Annotated in this window: 14 protein-coding genes and 1 pseudogene; 8 read left to right on the forward strand and 7 right to left on the reverse strand. The window is 72.9% G+C overall.

Going from position 1 to position 15,274, the window contains the following annotated elements; genetic code table 11:
- Both SNE206_RS39105 and SNE206_RS39110 read right to left on the reverse strand, forming a co-directional pair.
- On the reverse strand, nucleotides 1-373 hold a 373-nt coding region (locus SNE206_RS39105; protein WP_407918360.1), incomplete at its 3' end, for an aldehyde dehydrogenase family protein.
- Nucleotides 374-703: 330 nt separating this feature from the next.
- Nucleotides 704-889 carry a hypothetical protein gene (locus SNE206_RS39110; RefSeq protein ID WP_407918361.1) on the reverse strand — a complete coding sequence of 62 codons (186 nt, stop codon included), beginning with the start codon at nucleotides 887-889 and terminating at the stop codon, nucleotides 704-706.
- Nucleotides 890-1,312: 423 nt separating this feature from the next.
- On the opposite strand from SNE206_RS39110, the gene SNE206_RS39115 reads away from it, so the two are divergent.
- Nucleotides 1,313-1,744: an Ohr family peroxiredoxin gene (locus SNE206_RS39115; RefSeq protein ID WP_407918362.1), complete on the forward strand. Its 432-nt coding sequence runs from the start codon at nucleotides 1,313-1,315 to the stop codon at nucleotides 1,742-1,744.
- A gap of 196 nt (nucleotides 1,745-1,940) precedes the next feature.
- Here SNE206_RS39115 and SNE206_RS39120 read toward each other — a convergent pair whose 3' ends face one another.
- Both SNE206_RS39120 and SNE206_RS39125 read right to left on the reverse strand, forming a co-directional pair.
- Nucleotides 1,941-2,564, reverse strand: coding sequence for an HAD-IA family hydrolase (locus SNE206_RS39120; protein WP_407918363.1), 624 nt, complete (start codon nucleotides 2,562-2,564; stop codon nucleotides 1,941-1,943).
- Between the two features lie 261 nt (nucleotides 2,565-2,825).
- Nucleotides 2,826-3,374 (reverse strand): CGNR zinc finger domain-containing protein, encoded by a 549-nt coding sequence (locus tag SNE206_RS39125; protein ID WP_407918373.1) that lies wholly within the window; start codon nucleotides 3,372-3,374, stop codon nucleotides 2,826-2,828.
- 414 nt (nucleotides 3,375-3,788) lie between these two features.
- Here SNE206_RS39125 and SNE206_RS39130 point away from each other — a divergent pair, with 414 nt between their 5' ends.
- Nucleotides 3,789-4,850, forward strand: a complete 1,062-nt coding sequence (locus tag SNE206_RS39130) for an alpha/beta fold hydrolase (protein WP_407918364.1) — start codon at nucleotides 3,789-3,791, stop codon at nucleotides 4,848-4,850.
- Between the two features lie 151 nt (nucleotides 4,851-5,001).
- Here SNE206_RS39130 and SNE206_RS39135 read toward each other — a convergent pair whose 3' ends face one another.
- Entirely contained in the window at nucleotides 5,002-5,565 is a 564-nt protein-coding gene (locus SNE206_RS39135) for a GNAT family N-acetyltransferase (RefSeq protein ID WP_407918365.1), read from the reverse strand.
- 16 nt (nucleotides 5,566-5,581) lie between these two features.
- On the opposite strand from SNE206_RS39135, the pseudogene SNE206_RS39140 reads away from it, so the two are divergent.
- Nucleotides 5,582-5,832: pseudogene (locus SNE206_RS39140) on the forward strand (hypothetical protein); the annotation flags it as partial.
- Between the two features lie 118 nt (nucleotides 5,833-5,950).
- Here SNE206_RS39140 and SNE206_RS39145 read toward each other — a convergent pair.
- Nucleotides 5,951-7,564, reverse strand: coding sequence for a DUF6351 family protein (locus SNE206_RS39145; protein ID WP_407918366.1), 1,614 nt, complete (start codon nucleotides 7,562-7,564; stop codon nucleotides 5,951-5,953).
- A 506-nt stretch (nucleotides 7,565-8,070) separates the two neighbouring features.
- The gene (locus tag SNE206_RS39150) at nucleotides 8,071-8,940 is read right to left on the reverse strand and encodes a Bax inhibitor-1/YccA family protein (RefSeq protein ID WP_407918367.1); all 870 of its coding nucleotides are present in this window, start codon (nucleotides 8,938-8,940) and stop codon (nucleotides 8,071-8,073) included.
- A gap of 344 nt (nucleotides 8,941-9,284) precedes the next feature.
- Here SNE206_RS39150 and SNE206_RS39155 point away from each other — a divergent pair, with 344 nt between their 5' ends.
- The 5 genes from SNE206_RS39155 to SNE206_RS39175 all read left to right on the forward strand — a co-directional run.
- On the forward strand, nucleotides 9,285-9,476 hold the full coding sequence (locus tag SNE206_RS39155; RefSeq protein ID WP_407918368.1) for a hypothetical protein: 192 nt from the start codon (nucleotides 9,285-9,287) through the stop codon (nucleotides 9,474-9,476).
- A gap of 145 nt (nucleotides 9,477-9,621) precedes the next feature.
- The gene (locus SNE206_RS39160; protein ID WP_407918369.1) at nucleotides 9,622-10,500 is read left to right on the forward strand and encodes a helix-turn-helix domain-containing protein; all 879 of its coding nucleotides are present in this window, start codon (nucleotides 9,622-9,624) and stop codon (nucleotides 10,498-10,500) included.
- Nucleotides 10,497-10,880, forward strand: coding sequence for a DUF2255 family protein (locus SNE206_RS39165; protein WP_407918370.1), 384 nt, complete (start codon nucleotides 10,497-10,499; stop codon nucleotides 10,878-10,880). The genes SNE206_RS39160 and SNE206_RS39165 overlap by 4 nt, the downstream gene beginning before the upstream one ends.
- 306 nt (nucleotides 10,881-11,186) lie before the next feature.
- Nucleotides 11,187-13,502, forward strand: coding sequence for an ATP-binding protein (locus SNE206_RS39170; RefSeq protein WP_407918371.1), 2,316 nt, complete (start codon nucleotides 11,187-11,189; stop codon nucleotides 13,500-13,502).
- Between the two features lie 493 nt (nucleotides 13,503-13,995).
- On the forward strand, nucleotides 13,996-15,274 hold a 1,279-nt coding region (locus SNE206_RS39175; RefSeq protein ID WP_407918372.1), incomplete at its 3' end, for a sensor histidine kinase.

Genomic DNA, 15,274 nt, shown 5'->3' on the forward strand with positions numbered 1-15,274 from the left:
CCCACCCGAACTCCTCCGCCGCCTTCAGATAGGCCTCCGCCTGCCGGGTCAGACCCGACTGCCCGGCCCGGGTGAACCAGCCCGCCGAACCGTTCTCCGCCGCGATCAGACCGGCGATCCGCTCCGCACTCTCCTCCCGCAGCGCATTGAAGCGCCGCAGCACCGCCACCCGCTCCAGCGGCGGCGTCCCACGCCAGACACCCTCCTCGAAGACCGCCCGGGCCGCGGCCACCGCCCGGTCGACATCCGCCGGCAGAGCCTGCGCAGCCCGGCCGATCACCACCCCGTCATGCGGGGACCGGATCTCCAGCAACCCCGCCCCACTCGGCTCGCTCCAGACACCCGCAATAAAGAGCCGGTCGTACGTGATCATGTCCATCCCCTCGACCTTGCGATTATCTGCCACTTGAATGTGGCACTTGCTATGCAATACAGCGCATTGACGTAGCACAAAAGGACGTCGACGCCGCTCGACCACCCCGATGTCCGAGGGGGTCGCGGAGGGAAGGTCCTCACCGGCCACGCCGTCAGGATGGCGCCGGACCGCACCGCCCACATCCGTCGAATGACGCACCGGGCCGCCGGCCCACGCGCCACGCCGAACACCGTCGAACGACGCATGCCTCCGGAGGGGGCGCCGGACGAGAATTCCACCCACCGGGGCGCACTTCACCCGGCCGGGGCGGGGGCGGACTCCTGCGGGTCAGGGACGGCGGTCGCCGCTCCGGAACCACCGCCCGAGCCCCAGATCCGAACTCGGGCCGAGGCTCGGCGCCAGGTACGGGTCGATGGAGGAGTAGGCGTTCCAGAGGACTTCTGGATCGAAGACATGGCCCGAAGTGCGCTCGCGGACCGTACCGGCCCCAGGGGTGCTGCCCTCGTCGTTCATCGTCCGCTCCTCGGATCGTCGACGCCTCTTGGCGCCAGACCAGCGTGCGACCTGACCGAGTAACCTGTCAAGGGGGTTATTAATGCAAGACCGCCCACAGCCTTCGCCCCGGACGGAAGCGCCCACCCCTCCCACCCGGCCCCAGGGCAGGCAGGCCCGCCGCGCCCGCACACAACCCCCGGCTTCGATCGGCCCGCACCCACCCCAGGGACACAATCCCTGACCAGAGAGGGTTCGACAGGCCCGCCAGGGCCGCCCCGACACCAAGCCCACGAGGCAGCGGCGGCGGGGCACCCCCGAACACCTCGCACGTCGACGGCCGAACGCAGGGTTGACGCTCTGCGGAAAGCCTGGCAATAATCGTCACCAGTCAGACCGGTTACCAGCAGGGCGGTTCACGCCCCCACATGAGGAGACAGAGCAATGGCAGTCAGCTACACCGGAGTGGTCACCGTGACGGGAGAGGGGCGCAACGGGGGGCAGGTCGCCGCGAGTGACGGGCTTCTCGTCACCCCGCTCGCCATCCCGAAGGAGCTGGGCGGCGCCGGCGGCGCCACCAACCCGGAGCAGCTGTTCGCCGCCGGCTGGGGGGCGTGCTTCCTGGGGGCCGTACGCCGGGCCGCCGCCGAGCGGAAGGTCCGGCTGACGAGCACCTCCGTCACGGTCGAGATGACACTGACCCACGGCGACGACGGCGAGTTCGGCCTGGGCGCGGTCCTCGACCTCGAACTCGGCGGCGTGGAACAGGAGACGGCCGTGGAGCTGGGCGACGCGGCACACCAGCTGTGCCCGTACTCCAAGGCGACCCGCGGCAACATCCCGGTCACCATCAACGCCACCGCACTGGCCGGCTGACACAGCTGCAGGCCCCCGCCCGGGCCGTGACGTACCGACCGGCCCGGGCGGCCGGCGCCCACGGACTTCCGTGCGCGGCAGGGCCGGGTCACCTCGGCCACGACTGTGGCTGTGGCTGTGGCGACCCGACCAAGACGACCTGACAAGACGACCCGGCAAGACGGGCCCGGCGAGACCGGCCCGAGACGGCCGGGACTCAGGCGCGTCCGGACAGGTCCAGTCCCAGCAGCTCCTCCAGCTCGGAGATCGTCTGCGCCGCCTCCTTGGCGTGCACGGTGGCGAAGCCCAGTGCGGCGGCCGGCGGCAGGTACCGCTCGGTGTCGTCGACGAACACGCAGTGGTCGGCGGGCAGTCCGAGGGCGTCGAGCACGAGCCGGAAGATCTCGGGCTCCGGCTTGCGCAGGCCGTGCTCCTCGGAGATCACCACCGCGTCGTAGTCGAGGTCGTAGCCCGCGTAGAGGTCCCACGGCGTCCGGCCGACGGAGTTCGAGAGGATGCCGACCTTCACACCGGCCCGCCGGGCGGCGGCCGCCGCCGCGATCATCGACTCCTGCGGCCGCAGGTCGGCGAAGATGCGCCCCATGAGGTTGTCGTCCGCGATGCCGAGCCGCCGGGAGGCCTCGGCGTTCCACCCCGCCTGTGTGATCGTGCCGCGCTCCAGCTCCTCGGTGCGGCGGATCATCTGCTCGTCCAGGTAGAGGGCGCTGAGCAGGGCGCCCTCCGGAAGCCCTGCACGGCTTTCGAAGGCGAGCGCGGCGGGGACCAGCGGAGTGGTCAGCACTCCGCCGAAGTCGAGCACGAGGCCCTTGCGGTAGGTCATACCGAGACTCTAGACGCCGCCGGAACACGTGTGACACCGGGTGTGAGACAGGACGAACAGGAACATGTGCCGCGCTTCGGAGCGGCCCGTACGGCGGCACGCCGGATGCCCGGTGCAGCAGCGATCGTCCTGCGCCGCGCCTCCCACGTGTGCCGGGCCCTTCGTCGGCCTTCGTCGGCCTTGGTCGGCCCGGACGGGTGCGCCGCCGCCCGCCGTCCCCGTCCCGCCCGCCTCAGCGGCGGACCGGCCCCGGTGACACGCTCACGAGCCGGCCGCGCCGTGCTGGCGGGCGCGGTAGGTGGCAGCCTTGACCCGATTTCCGCAGGTCTTCATGGCGCACCACTCGCGCCGGTGGCCCCGCGAGCGGTCGAGGTAGACCTGGGCGCATTCGGGCCGGGCGCACTCCCGCAGGAGGGCTGCGTCGTCACCCCCGATGATCTCGACGGTCTCCCGGGCGAGGGCCGCGAGCCCCTGGGCCGCGACCCCGGCCCTGGTGGCGCCGTCGGCGTGCAGGCGCAGCGTCACCGGCAGCCCCGCGGCGTGCTTGTTCACCTCGGCGACGGCCCGGGGCGGCAGCGGCTCACCGGCAAGGCGGGCGGCGACGAGCGAGTAGATCGACTCGCGCAGGTCCACGGCGACGGCGAGGTCGGTCTCGTCGGCGCCGGGCGCGGCGTCGAACATGCCGGCCTCGACGAACCAGGCGTCGAGCTGGCCCGGGATCGCCAGCTTCTCCGTCGGCACGGCGTTGCGCCGTGCGCGCAGGGTTCCGACGAAGTCGAGGGGCAGGGTTCCGCAGGGAAAGGCATGCATCACGTCACCAGTTTGACAAGTTACCGGTGAATGCGCAATGCCCGCGCTTCGGAGGCACACTCCTGCCGAACCTATGGGGCGGCCGACCTCACCCGAAGCTATCGTCACTGCCCGAGCAGGTAACGATCTGCAGGGTGCGGTTCCTCCGAACCGCCTGTGTCCCGCCACGCCCGGCCACGTCCAGCCCCCCGGACACTGCCTCGGGTACTGACCGTCATGTGACTGATGTCCCGGGGCCGCCGGGAGCGGAAGAGTGCGGTGTGCCGGGCAGGTGCACCGGCCCGCCGCCGGCGCCGCCAGGCGCCCGTGCACGCCGGGCGGGGTCACCGGCGACCGCCGTCCCGTGCACCCGGGTACGTCCCGACAGGCCCTGCCCCGTGCGGGGACTCATCCGCTTCTCCCGAAAGGCATCACATGATCGACAGGCGCAGTTTCAACAGGGTTCTGGGGCTGGGCGCCGGGGCGGCCGCCGTCTCGCTGACCGGTCTGCAGGGCGTTTCCGGCGCCGCACCCGTCCCGGGCCGGTCCGGCGGCGCCCCGGTCGTCCCCACCGTCACCCCGGGCACCCACACGACCTTCCCCGCCCTGAAGCAGGTCGAGGCCGGGCTGCTCGACGTCGGCTACGCCGAACTGGGGCCCCCGCGCGGCCCGGTGGTCCTCTGCCTGCACGGATGGCCGTACGACATCCACAGCTACGTCGACGTGGCCCCGCTCCTCGCCTCCCTCGGGTACCGCGTGATCGTCCCCTACCTGCGCGGCCACGGCACCACCCGTTTCCTGTCGCCCCGGACCTTCCGCAACGGCCAGCAGTCCGCCATCGCGCTGGACATCATCGCCCTGATGGACGCCCTGCGGATCGACCGGGCGGTCGTGGCCGGCTTCGACTGGGGCTCGCGGACCGGAGACATCCTCGCCGCCCTGTGGCCCGACCGCGTCAAGGCCCTGGTCTCGGTGAGCGGTTACCTCATCACCAACCGCGAGGCCCAGCTGGAGCCGATCGCCCCGGCCGCCGAACACACCTGGTGGTACCAGTACTACTTCGCCACCGAACGCGGCGAGAAGGCCATGCGGACCAAGAACCTCCGGCACGACCTGACCCGGTTCGTCTGGCAGACGGTCTCCCCCACCTGGAACTTCGACGAGGCCACCTTCGCGCGCACCGAAGCCGCCTTCGACAACCCCGACTACGCCGCGATCGTGATCCACAACTACCGCTGGCGGCTCAGCGTCGCCGAGGGGGAGCACCGCTACGACCGCTACGAGGACCGGCTGGCCCGGAAGCCGACCATCGGCGTGCCGGCCATCACCCTCGACCCGGCACTGGACCCGTTCACCGCACCCGGCGACGGCTCCTCCTACCGCGCCATGTTCACCGGGGCCTACGAGCACCGCACCCTGACCGGCATCGGCCACAACCTGCCCCAGGAGGCCCCGACGGCCTTCGCCCAGGCCGTCGTGGACGTCGACCACTTCTGAGACCCAGAACCACGGAGGGGCCCGGCTACGGCCGGGCCCCTCCGTCCTGCCGTCCGCCGTACACGGGTTCGGGAGTCGTCTCGAACCGCAATTGCCGCCCGACCCGGCGGACAGACGCTGCCCTCAGGGCTGTCCCGCTAACTGCCGGCCGTCACCGGACGGCGGCGCGCAGGTCCCGGGTGTACCGGTCGAACCGTGTGCCGTCCCTGCCGTGCGTCCGCCGGCCAGAGGTGAACCCTGCCCGCTGCGCCACTGCAGCAGATGCGGGGTTCTCCGGTTCCACCTGGATCACCGCCTCCGCCCCGCCCTCACCGGCCGCGTACCGGGAGGCCAGGAGGACCGCGCGGGTTGCCAGGCCGCGCCCCCTCCAGGACGGGTAGAGGCCGTACGCGATATTCACCTGCCCAGGGACCAGGCCGTCCCCTGCGAACCGCAGGTCGATCGTCCCCGCGAGCACCTCGCCGGCGTCGACCCGGATGCCGAACGCGCGCAGCGGCCCGGAAGCCTCCCACTGTTCCCGGCAGTGCCGGAAGTACGCTTCGATGCCCTCCCGGGTGCCGGGACCGCCGTTGAGCCGGCGAACGAGCAGCTCGTCCTCACCCGCAAGGTGCGCCTCGGCATCGTCCGGGCGCAGTGGGGACAGGGTGACGATCCCATCGGACAGCTTCACTTCATCCATCCGGCGATTCTTGGTACCAGAGCTGCGTCGCACCATCGGATTTCCCCGGGGCATGGCGCGAAGCGACCCGCCCGCAGGAGATGATCCCGGCGCAGCTGGTGTGATCACGGCGTCGCAGCCGTCCTGGACAGCCCCGTTCACCGGGCCGAGCCCGCGCGACTTCCGCAAGCTGATGACGGTGCTGCGCCGTGAGGGCGCCGACACGGTGCGTCCGGTCCGGCCTTGGAGCCTGCCGCCGGAGGACCGGTTCCGCTGGTCACGGCGTACCGGCGGACGAACCTGACACTGCGACGGCTCGCGCCGCCGCCGGACCGACCGGACTCCCGGTGCGCGCCGCTCACCGGAAGTGGCAGCGCCGCGGCCCGCGCGCCCCTGGGCGGGGTGCGCGGGCCGCGGCGGTGTCGGGCGGGTCAGCGGCGGGTCAGCGGCGGGTGGCGGGGCCGCAGCGGAAGCTGGCGGCGTCCGCGGTGTCGCCGTGGCCCTGGTAGCGGGAGACGGAGGGGTACGGGCACAGGTTCCGGCTGATCGTCCGGCCGGAGGCGTTCGTCAGGGTGGCGGCCAGCGTCCGGGGCGCCTTGCCGTGCTCGACCCAGGCCGTCAGCGCGGCGAGGTCGTCGGTGCTGCCGCTGAGGCCGCAGTGGACGGCGCCGGGCGCGAGGAAGAGGCGGTAGAAGTCGTCGACCTTCCGGGCGCCGCCCATCCGCTGCTCGACCTGCTGGCGGTAGCGGACCGTGCCTTCGGCGGGGATGTACTGGTCGGCGGAGCCGTGCCAGGTGAGGAGCTTGCCGCCGGCCTTGCGGAAGCCGGACAGGTCCGGGTCGTCCGTACCGATGATCGTGTCGTACTCGGCCCGGGACTGCTCGAACAGCTGGGCGAACCGCTCGTAGGTGATGGCCTGGACGTTCGGGACGGACTGCTTCTCCACCCACGACGACACCCACCCGGCCGGCACCGGGAAGGGCGCGCCCACCCGTCGGCCGGTGCCGTCGACGACGGTGCCCGCGAGGGCGCTCAGGTCCGCGCCGACCGGGACACCCGGCCACAGCTTCTCCCCCGACGGGGTGCGGGGCCCGTCCCAGATCAGGCGCACCACCTCCGCGTCGGCCGCGGTGATCGTCAGCTGCTCGCCGTCGCACTCGACGGTGCTGCCGATCAGGCGGCGCGGGTCGTAGCCGCACGCGCCCGGATCGGCCAGCAGGCCGTCCCTGGCTCCGTCCTGCGTGTCGCAGGCCTGGACGGCCGCGTCGGTGAAGGCCTTGAACTCGCACCCGGTCGGGTAGGTCTTCTCCTCGTTCATCACCACCTGCGGCCACAGGGTGGCGACCTCGAAGTCGTCCCAGTTGACGGCGGGTGCGTTGGCGAGGATGCCGTCGTAGTCGTCCGGGTACGCCTGGGCCTCCGCGTAGCCCTGGCGTCCGCCGGTCGAGCAGCCGTTGAAGTAGGAGTAGGAGGCGGCGCGGTCGTAGTGGCCGGCGACGACCTCCTTGGCGACGAGCGCCGCCTCGTGCTCGGACCGGGACGCGAAGTTCTCCAGCAGCGCGGTGTCGACCCGGCCGTCGCCCTTCAGCGCCCAGCCGGTGTCGATGTACGAGCTGACGCCCGCGTCGGTGGTGGCGGCGGCGTACCCGTTCCTGACCGCCGCGGCGAGGCCCGTGCCGTAGTCGCCGGCGGCGTAGGCGCTGCCGCCCAGCGTCTGCAGCCGGCCGTTCCACTTCTGCGCCGGCAGCCAGACCCGCACCCTGGCGTGGTCGCCCTGCCCGGGGTGGGTGAGGGTGACCGTGACGTCGCAGAACGCCGGTACGTCGGGGACGTGGTTCTCCCCCAGCGGGAACACCGCGGGTACGTCGACCGTGCCCGCGGCGTGCGCGACCGCGGTGACGCTCTCCACCTGGGTGCCGGCCGGGGCCTTCGGCGCGGGGGTGGTGCAGCCGTACGAGGCGGTGGCGGAGCCGTCCGGGGCCGCCGAGGCCGACGGTACGTACAGCGCGGCGGCCAGGGGCACCGCGGCCGCGAGGACTGTCACGAGTCGTTTCATCAGGTTCCGTCCATGGATGTGCGGATGTATGGATGTATGGGTGTGAGGCGTCGCCGGTCGGCACGGGCGTGCTACGGCGTGCGCGGGACTTCCGGGCGGGCCGGGGTCCGCCTCTGCGTACCGGCGGGATGCCGGTGGTCGGCCGTGGTCGGGGTGCGCACTCGGGGAGGGCACCCGTTTCCCTGCGGGCCGACGGGATCCACAGTGGCCCGGCGCCATGGGTCGGTGCATCCGTCAGTTGACGGTGGATCACACCTGCCGACGGGTACCGGTCCGCCGACGCGCCGGGCTGCGGCGGGAGCGGCGAACGTGCCGGTCGGCACGGCTGCACCGCAGGTCAGGGGCATCGGCCGCACACGGGTCGCCGACACGTGTCCGGCCCCGGTGCTGGGTCATTCGACGGTCCGGGTGCTGTGAAGCCCTCGGTCAGCCACCGGGGACGGTGGAGCCCCGCCCGGCAACGCGCACGGAGCCGGGGCGGGCGTGCGGCCGTACGGGCGGGCGGGTCAGTCCTCGCCGCGCAGGATCGACAGCACCTGGAGCGCTTCCAGGTAGATCCACACCAGGGTGGTGGTGAGACCGAAGGCCGCGAACCACGCGTCCTCCCGGGGCGCGCCCTGGGCGATGCCGTCCTCCACCTGCTTGAAGTCCAGGGCCAGGAAGGCCCCGCCGAGCAGGATGCCCGCGATGCCGAACACCACCCCGAGGGGACCGCTGCCGAAGCCGAAGGAGTCGGCCCCGAAGGCGGAGAACAGCAGGTCGGCCGCCATGAGCAGGAGGAGTCCGGTCGCGGCTCCCAGGGCGAGGCCGGAGAACCTGCGGGTGACCCGGATCCAGCGGCGCCGGTAGGCGATGAGCACTCCGGCGAAGACCGCCATCGTGCCGAGCACCGCCTGGACGACGACACCCGGGGCGATGAAGGCGGAGGTGGCGTCGGAGACGGTGCCGAGGAAGACGCCTTCCAGCGCCGCGTAGCCGAGGATCAGCGCCGGTGAGGGGCTCGGCCGGAACGCCTGGACCATCGCGAGGAGGAAGGCGGCCAGTGCGGCGCCGGCCCCGACGGCGTAGGCGGTGCCGATGCCGGCCGAGTCGACGGGCAGCAGGACCCAGGACAGGGCGGCGGCGAGGACCAGGGTGCCGAGGGTGGCACCGGCGCGGGTCGTGACGTCGTCGATGGTCATGGCGGGGTGCTGCGCGGGCGCCACCTCGACGAGGCCCTGCGCGGCCTCCCGGGCCGGCGGGCCCGCGGGTGCCACGCCCTCCGGGCCGCCTCCGGCCATGGCGCCCACCGGTTCGGGCTGCCGGACGGCGGGGCTGCCGGTGGCGTCGTGGTGGCGGAAGCCTCGCCGGGCGAAGACCGGGTTGCTGCTGCGCATGGCGTTCCTTCCAGGGCCGTGGTGTCCCGCGGCTCTCGGTGGGGGTCGAATGCGCGCGCAGAGCCGAGGCGGGGCCTGGCGCCTGCGCGGCGCGTAACCACTCTGACAGGTGACTTGATGGAGCGCAAGATCACCCTTCGACGCCTGATGCCGCGCATGGGCATTCGAATTACCAGGCCGAGGCGAGCCAGGCTCACGGCAAACCTCTCTTTACTAACCAGCTGGAAGGGTTACCATGGAGCGGTAGGCCGACGGCTCCGATCCCGGGTCGAGGCCCGCCGGGAACACGTCGCGCCGCGCCTGCGTTCCCGGTCCACAGTCCGACCACGTGTGGGAGGTACAGGATGAAACCTCGCGAGGACGCGCCCGCTCCGACGGCCGGAGCCGTACGGGGCCGTTTCAGCAAGCTGCCCGAACGGATCCGGCCCGAGAGCACGTTCGTCTCGGTGCCGACGGCGGCGGCCGCCCCCGAACGGGACGGGTTCAGCCACGACGAATGGCTCGCCCGGAACGTCTGGTGCGGCAGCCTGATCTGAGGCCGCCCGGGCTGCGGTCCCGGACGGCCCACGGCGGCACCGGCGTACCCGCCGAACCTGCCGAACCCCGAACCGGGAGCCGTTCCCGGAGGGGGCACGATCCTGCCCCCTCACACGTGTGCACAGGGCGGAGATACTGGACGGCATGAAACCTGCATCCGACCCGGGCGGGCTCGGTTCCTTCCTCAGGGCCCGCCGGGACCAGCTGACACCACAGGAGTGCGGCCTGCCGGTCACGGGTTCCCCCCGCCGGGTGCCCGGGCTGCGCCGGGAGGAGGTCGCCCTGCTGGCGTCGATCAGCGTCGACTACTACATCCGTCTGGAGCGGGGCCAGGTCCCGGCCTCGGCCTCGGTCCTGGCCCCGCTCGCCCGTGCGCTGCGCCTGGGCGAGGACCAGGAGGCGTACCTCTACGAACTGGCCGGCAGGTCCGGCGCCCGGCCCCGCCGCCGGAAGCCTCCGCAGCAGGTGCGTCCGGCCGTGCGGCGCCTGCTGGAACAGCTCGGGCAGACCCCGGCCCTGGTCCTGGGCAGGCACCTGGAGATCCTGGCCTGGAACCCGGCGGCCGCCGTCCTGTACACGGATTTCGGGTCGGTCCCCGCGGCCGGGCGCAACTACGTCCGGCTGATGTTCACCGATCCGGCGTTCCGGGGCATGCACCTGGACTGGGCGCACGACGCCCGCGACACCGTGGCCGCCCTGCGGATGGCAGCGGCGACCGACCTCGGCGACTCCGGACTCGCCCGCCTCGTCGGGGAACTGTCGATCCAGGACCAGGACTTCCGCACCTGGTGGGCCGAGCAGCGGGTCCTGGGGGCCGGCAGCGGCACCAAGCACTACCGGCACCCGCTGGTGGGGGACCTCACCCTCGACTGCGACACCTGGGACAGCCCCGACGGCTCGGGGCAGCGCCTCATGGTCCTCACCGCGGAGCCCGGCAGCCCCTCGCACGACGCCCTGCGCATCCTCTCCTCGTGGACGGCCGACAGCTTCGGCCCCGCCCGCACGCCGGAGGACGGCCTGTGAGCACCGCCTGGACACCCCGGGAGCTGGCGCTGCTCGGCGGCGCCCGCTCGCTCGTCCTGAGCGCCGGGGACGGCGGCCACCCCGGCGTCGAGGTCGGCATGGTCGTCGTACGGGGCGCTCTCCTCGTTCGCGCCCAGCGGGGCACCGGTTCCCTGTGGTACCGGGCCGCCCGGGAGTCCGGCCGCGGCCGCGTCCGGGTGGGGGCCACGGACCGCGAGGTCCTGCTGGAGACCGGCCACGAACGGCCGGCCGAGGCGATCGACGCCGCCTACCGCGCCAAGTACGGCGCCGCCGCCGTGCTCCTCACCGGCCCGGACGCGCACGCGGCAACGGTACGGATCAGGCCCGTCGCGTCCGGGCCGACAGCCGGCAGGGGCTGATCCCTCCCGGCGGCCGACTCCGTCCGTACCCTCCGCGCCGTCCGTACCCTCCGCGCCGTCGACGCCGTCGGGTCGGTGCCGCCGGGTTGGTGGCGGAGGGCTGCGAGGACGCGCCGCGGGCGCGCAGTTCGGCGCGCGCCCGTTCGGCCCGTGCCTCGGTACCGAGTTGTTCATCGCGGTTGTTCATCGCGCGGCGGCAGGCCCGGCGAGCGGCGGTTCGGGGGCGGTCCGCACCCGCGGACCGGCGGGACGCCGCCACCCCCGCAATGCGATGATCTTCACCGGGCCGAGGATCAGGAGTGGCAGGTGGAGCAGCGGACTTTCGGCGAGTTGCTGCGTGCGGCGCGCGAGCAGGCACGGCTGACGCTGGAGGGCCTTGCCGCCGCGTCCGGTGTCAGTGTGCGGGCGATCGGCGACATGGAACGCGGGCGCAGCCACCCCAGGCGGAGCACCCTCGACGAGCTGCTGGACGCCCTGGGGCTCGACGAGGACGAGCGTCGCGCACTGACGGCCGTCGCCCGGCCCGACGGCTCGCGGCCGGCCCGGCAGGTCCCCCGGCAACTGCCGCCGGACCTGCGGACGTTCCGCGGGCGGGCGGACGTCCTGGCGGGCGTCCGCCGGCTCACCGACGGCATCGGCGACCGGGCGGGGCACGCCCTGGTCGCGGCGGTGGGCGGGATGGCCGGGGTGGGCAAGACCAGCCTGGCGGTCCACTGGGCCCACCAGGTCGCCGACCGGTTCCCGGACGGGCAGCTGTACGTGAACCTGCGCGGCTTCGACCCCTCGGGCATCGCGGTGGACCCGGGCGAGGCGCTCGGCGGGTTCCTGGCCGCGCTCGGCGTTCCCGGCAGGTCGGTGCCCGAGGGGACGGATCAGCGCGGCGCCCTGTTCCGGGAGCAGCTCGCGGGGCGGCGCATGATCGTGCTCCTCGACAACGCCCGGGACTCGCAGCAGGTGCGGCACCTGCTGCCGCGGTCGCCCGGCTGCCTCACCGTCATCACCTCCCGCAACCACCTGACCGCGCTCGCGGCCACCGACGAGGCCCACCTGGTCGACCTCGGTCTGTGGACGGACGACGAGGCCCTGGACGCCCTCGCCGCCCGGATCGGTCCCGAGCGCGTGGCGGCGGAGACGGCCGGCGCGGCCGGGCTGGTGGCCCTGTGCGGGCGGCTGCCGCTGGCGGTGGCCGTCGTCGCCGCCCACCTCGCCGCGCAGCCCGCCATGGCGCTGGGGGTCGCCGCCGCCGAACTGGCCCAGTCCTGGTCCCGGTTGGACGTCCTGACCACGGACGACCCGCACACGGACGTCCGCGCGGTCTTCTCGTGGTCGTACGACGCGCTCGAACCGGCGGCCGCCAGGTTCTTCCGTCACCTGACCGTCCTCCCCGGTCCCTTCTTCTCGGCCGAGTCGGCGGCCTCGACGGCGGGCGAGCCGATGGCGGAGGCGCGCCGGCTGCTGCGCGCCCTGTCCGCCGCCAGCCTCCTCTCCCGGGGCGCGGACGGGCACTTCGTCCTGCACGACCTGGTCCGGGAGCACGCCTCCGACCTGCTCGACCGGGAGCGGGACGACCGGTTCGCCGCGGAGCTGCGCCTGCTCGACTACCTGCGGCACAACGCCCGCGGGGCAGTCAGGGCCCTGGAGACCCGTCCCGTCATGGAGTTGGAGCAGCCGCCGGCCCCCGGCGTCGTCCTCGTCCCGTTCGACAGCCGGGAGCAGGCCAACGCCTGGTTCGACCAGGAGGTGCGCACCGTGCTCGCCGCGCTGCGCAAGACCGACGACCCCCGGCTGCTGCACTTCCGGCTGGGGCTCGCCACCGACTGCATGCCCTACTTCTCGGCCCAGGGGCAGTGGGCGAACGAGATCGCGATGCAGCGGCTCGGCCTGGACGCCGCGCTCCTGCTCGATGATCCCGTGGGTGTCAGCTCCGCCGCGGCCGCCCTGGCCCGGGCGCTGGCCGAGACCGGGCAGGGCGAGGAGGCCGACCGGCTGGTCGGCCTGGTCGAGCACCGACTCGAACGCCTCCCCCCGCTGCACCAGGCGAACGCCCTGCGCGCCATCGGCTGGGTCCGTGGCCGGCAGCAGCGGTACGGGGAGGCGCTGGACCACGCCCGCAGGGCCCTGGCGATCTACCGGACGCTGTCGGACCACAACCTCGTCGCCCGTGAACTCAACGCCGTGGGCTGGTACCTGGCCCTCCTGGGCCGGCACCGCGAGGCGGTGGCCTCCTGTCAGGAGGCGCTGCCGCTGCTGCAGGAGACCGGCAACCGCTTCAGTGAGGCCGCGACCCGGGACAGCATCGGCTACGCGCTCTACCACCTGGGTGAACTCCACGAAGCCGTACATCACTTCGGGATCTCTCTGGCACTCTACGAAGAGGTGCTCGACCGGTACAACCAGGCCGAGGTGCTCGACCACCTGGCCCTGGCCCAACGGGACCTGGGCGACCCGCGCGCGGCCCGTGAGAGCTGGCTGCGGGCCGCCGAACTGCTGGGCGCGATCGGGAACCCCCGGGCCGCCGAGATGCGGGCGCACGCGCTGGCCGGCCAGGAACGGCCGGCCGGACCGGCGGCCGGACACCCGACCGAGGCGACCGCCCGGCCACCCCGACCGAGGCGACCATGACCGTTCATCAGATGTTCTTCCTCGATCGGGAATTGCATCGACGATCACCCAGAGAGCCACCCCGCAGTCAGTACCTGCTTGGATTGCGTCACCTATGATGTGATCTAATGATCTCTCAGATACGGAGCGCATCACTCTAGTTACTGCTCCGTGGCCCTGATGGAAGACCCGCGGAGTTCAGGATGATGCTCACGTCTGCCAGGCCATCGCATGCAGGGACGTCGGACGTCCCGTGCGGAGCGCCGTCGTGTCGTGGAGCGACAGCCCGGCGATGAACTGAGCGGCGAGGCGCATGTCTGCCGGTCGGCGCGACCAAACATGTCGTGCACATGGCAAGTGACTGCCCGCCGCCGCTGCGTCCGGTGCTGCTCCATCGATCAGTTTCCGCCCCCAATCCGCCGGTCCTCCGAAGGTCGGGCTCTTGTTCGCCGTGAACGAGTGGCTCCTCAACGTCTTGCCTCCGGAGCCGGCACGAGCCCCGAGGACCCGACCGTTGACCTCGATTTCCGAGACCGCCGCAGTGGTGCTCGGCGCCACGACTGCAGCCGGCGCCATAACCACGGCGCTGCTGGCACGTTCGCGTCGCGCCCTGGTCGCGCGAAGCGCCGTGCAGTCCGAGGCGCTGAGTGCATCCGACAAGCGCGGGCAGGAGCTCGGCGACCAACTCCAGCTGCTCGGTGACGAGCTCCGGCACCTGGTCGCCGACCGCCTCCCCGGCCTGGCGCTGCACCTGGTCAGTTCGCACCACCCGGTTCCCGGCCTCAAGCACGAGGCCCTGGCCGGGACCGAGTACGCCCCCCTGCACGAGGCCGTTCTCGGCCACTACTCGGACACCGTGACCAAGGAGCGCCGGCGGATCGACGCCTCCGCCCGCGCGGCGCTCCGTGGCGCGTGCCAGGACATCCAGGCCCTGTCGTACCGGCTGCAGACGCAGGTCGAGAGCCTGCAGAGCGACTTCGACGACCCGCGTCTGCTCGACAGCCTGTTCAAGGTCGACCACCTCAACGAACAGGCCATCCGTCTCGTCCAGAAGGCCGCGATCGTGTGCGGAGCCTGGCCCGGGCACGTGCGGCCGGACACCTACGTGGTCGAGATCGTCAGCGGGGCCTCGTCCCGCCTCCACGGCTACGAGCGCATCAAGATCAACTCCCGGCTGCTCGCCTCGAACCTCGCAGTCGTCGGGCGCGCCGCGGAGCCCATCGCCGTGGCCCTCACCGAGCTCATGGCCAACGCCCTGGAGCACTCCCGCGACGACCTCGCGGTGGAGGCCGGCGTGATCCAGACCGGCAACGGCAGCGTCTGCATCACCATCGACGACGCGGGCACGGGCATGAGTGCGGAGGCCGCCCGCCGCGGTGTCCGCCTGGTCTCGGGCGGGGACCAGCAGGACACGCTCCTCACCGAGCTCGGCGATCCGCCGGCCCTCGGTTTCGCAGCCATCGGCCGCCTCGTCGCCGACCACGGCTTCCAGGTCTCGATCGACCAGGTCTCCCCCTACAGCGGGGTCCGTGCGGTCCTCACCATCCCCCCGCACCTGCTGACCACGATCGACGAGGAAGAGGAACCGATATCGGCCATGGCTCCCCTGCCTGCAGCACCCCCCTCGGCACCCCAGTGGCCGACGCCGGCTCCCGCGGACAGCGCGCCGGACGACACCGGCGACCTGCCCCAGCGCCACCGCCGCCCCCGCACGGAGCGCACCCGCGGTGACGCGCCCGTCATCGAGTCCCGGGAGCTGAACCCGGAAGAGGCTCGTGACACCTGGAGCCAGT

The sequence above is a fragment of the Kitasatospora sp. NE20-6 genome, assembly GCF_045862635.1.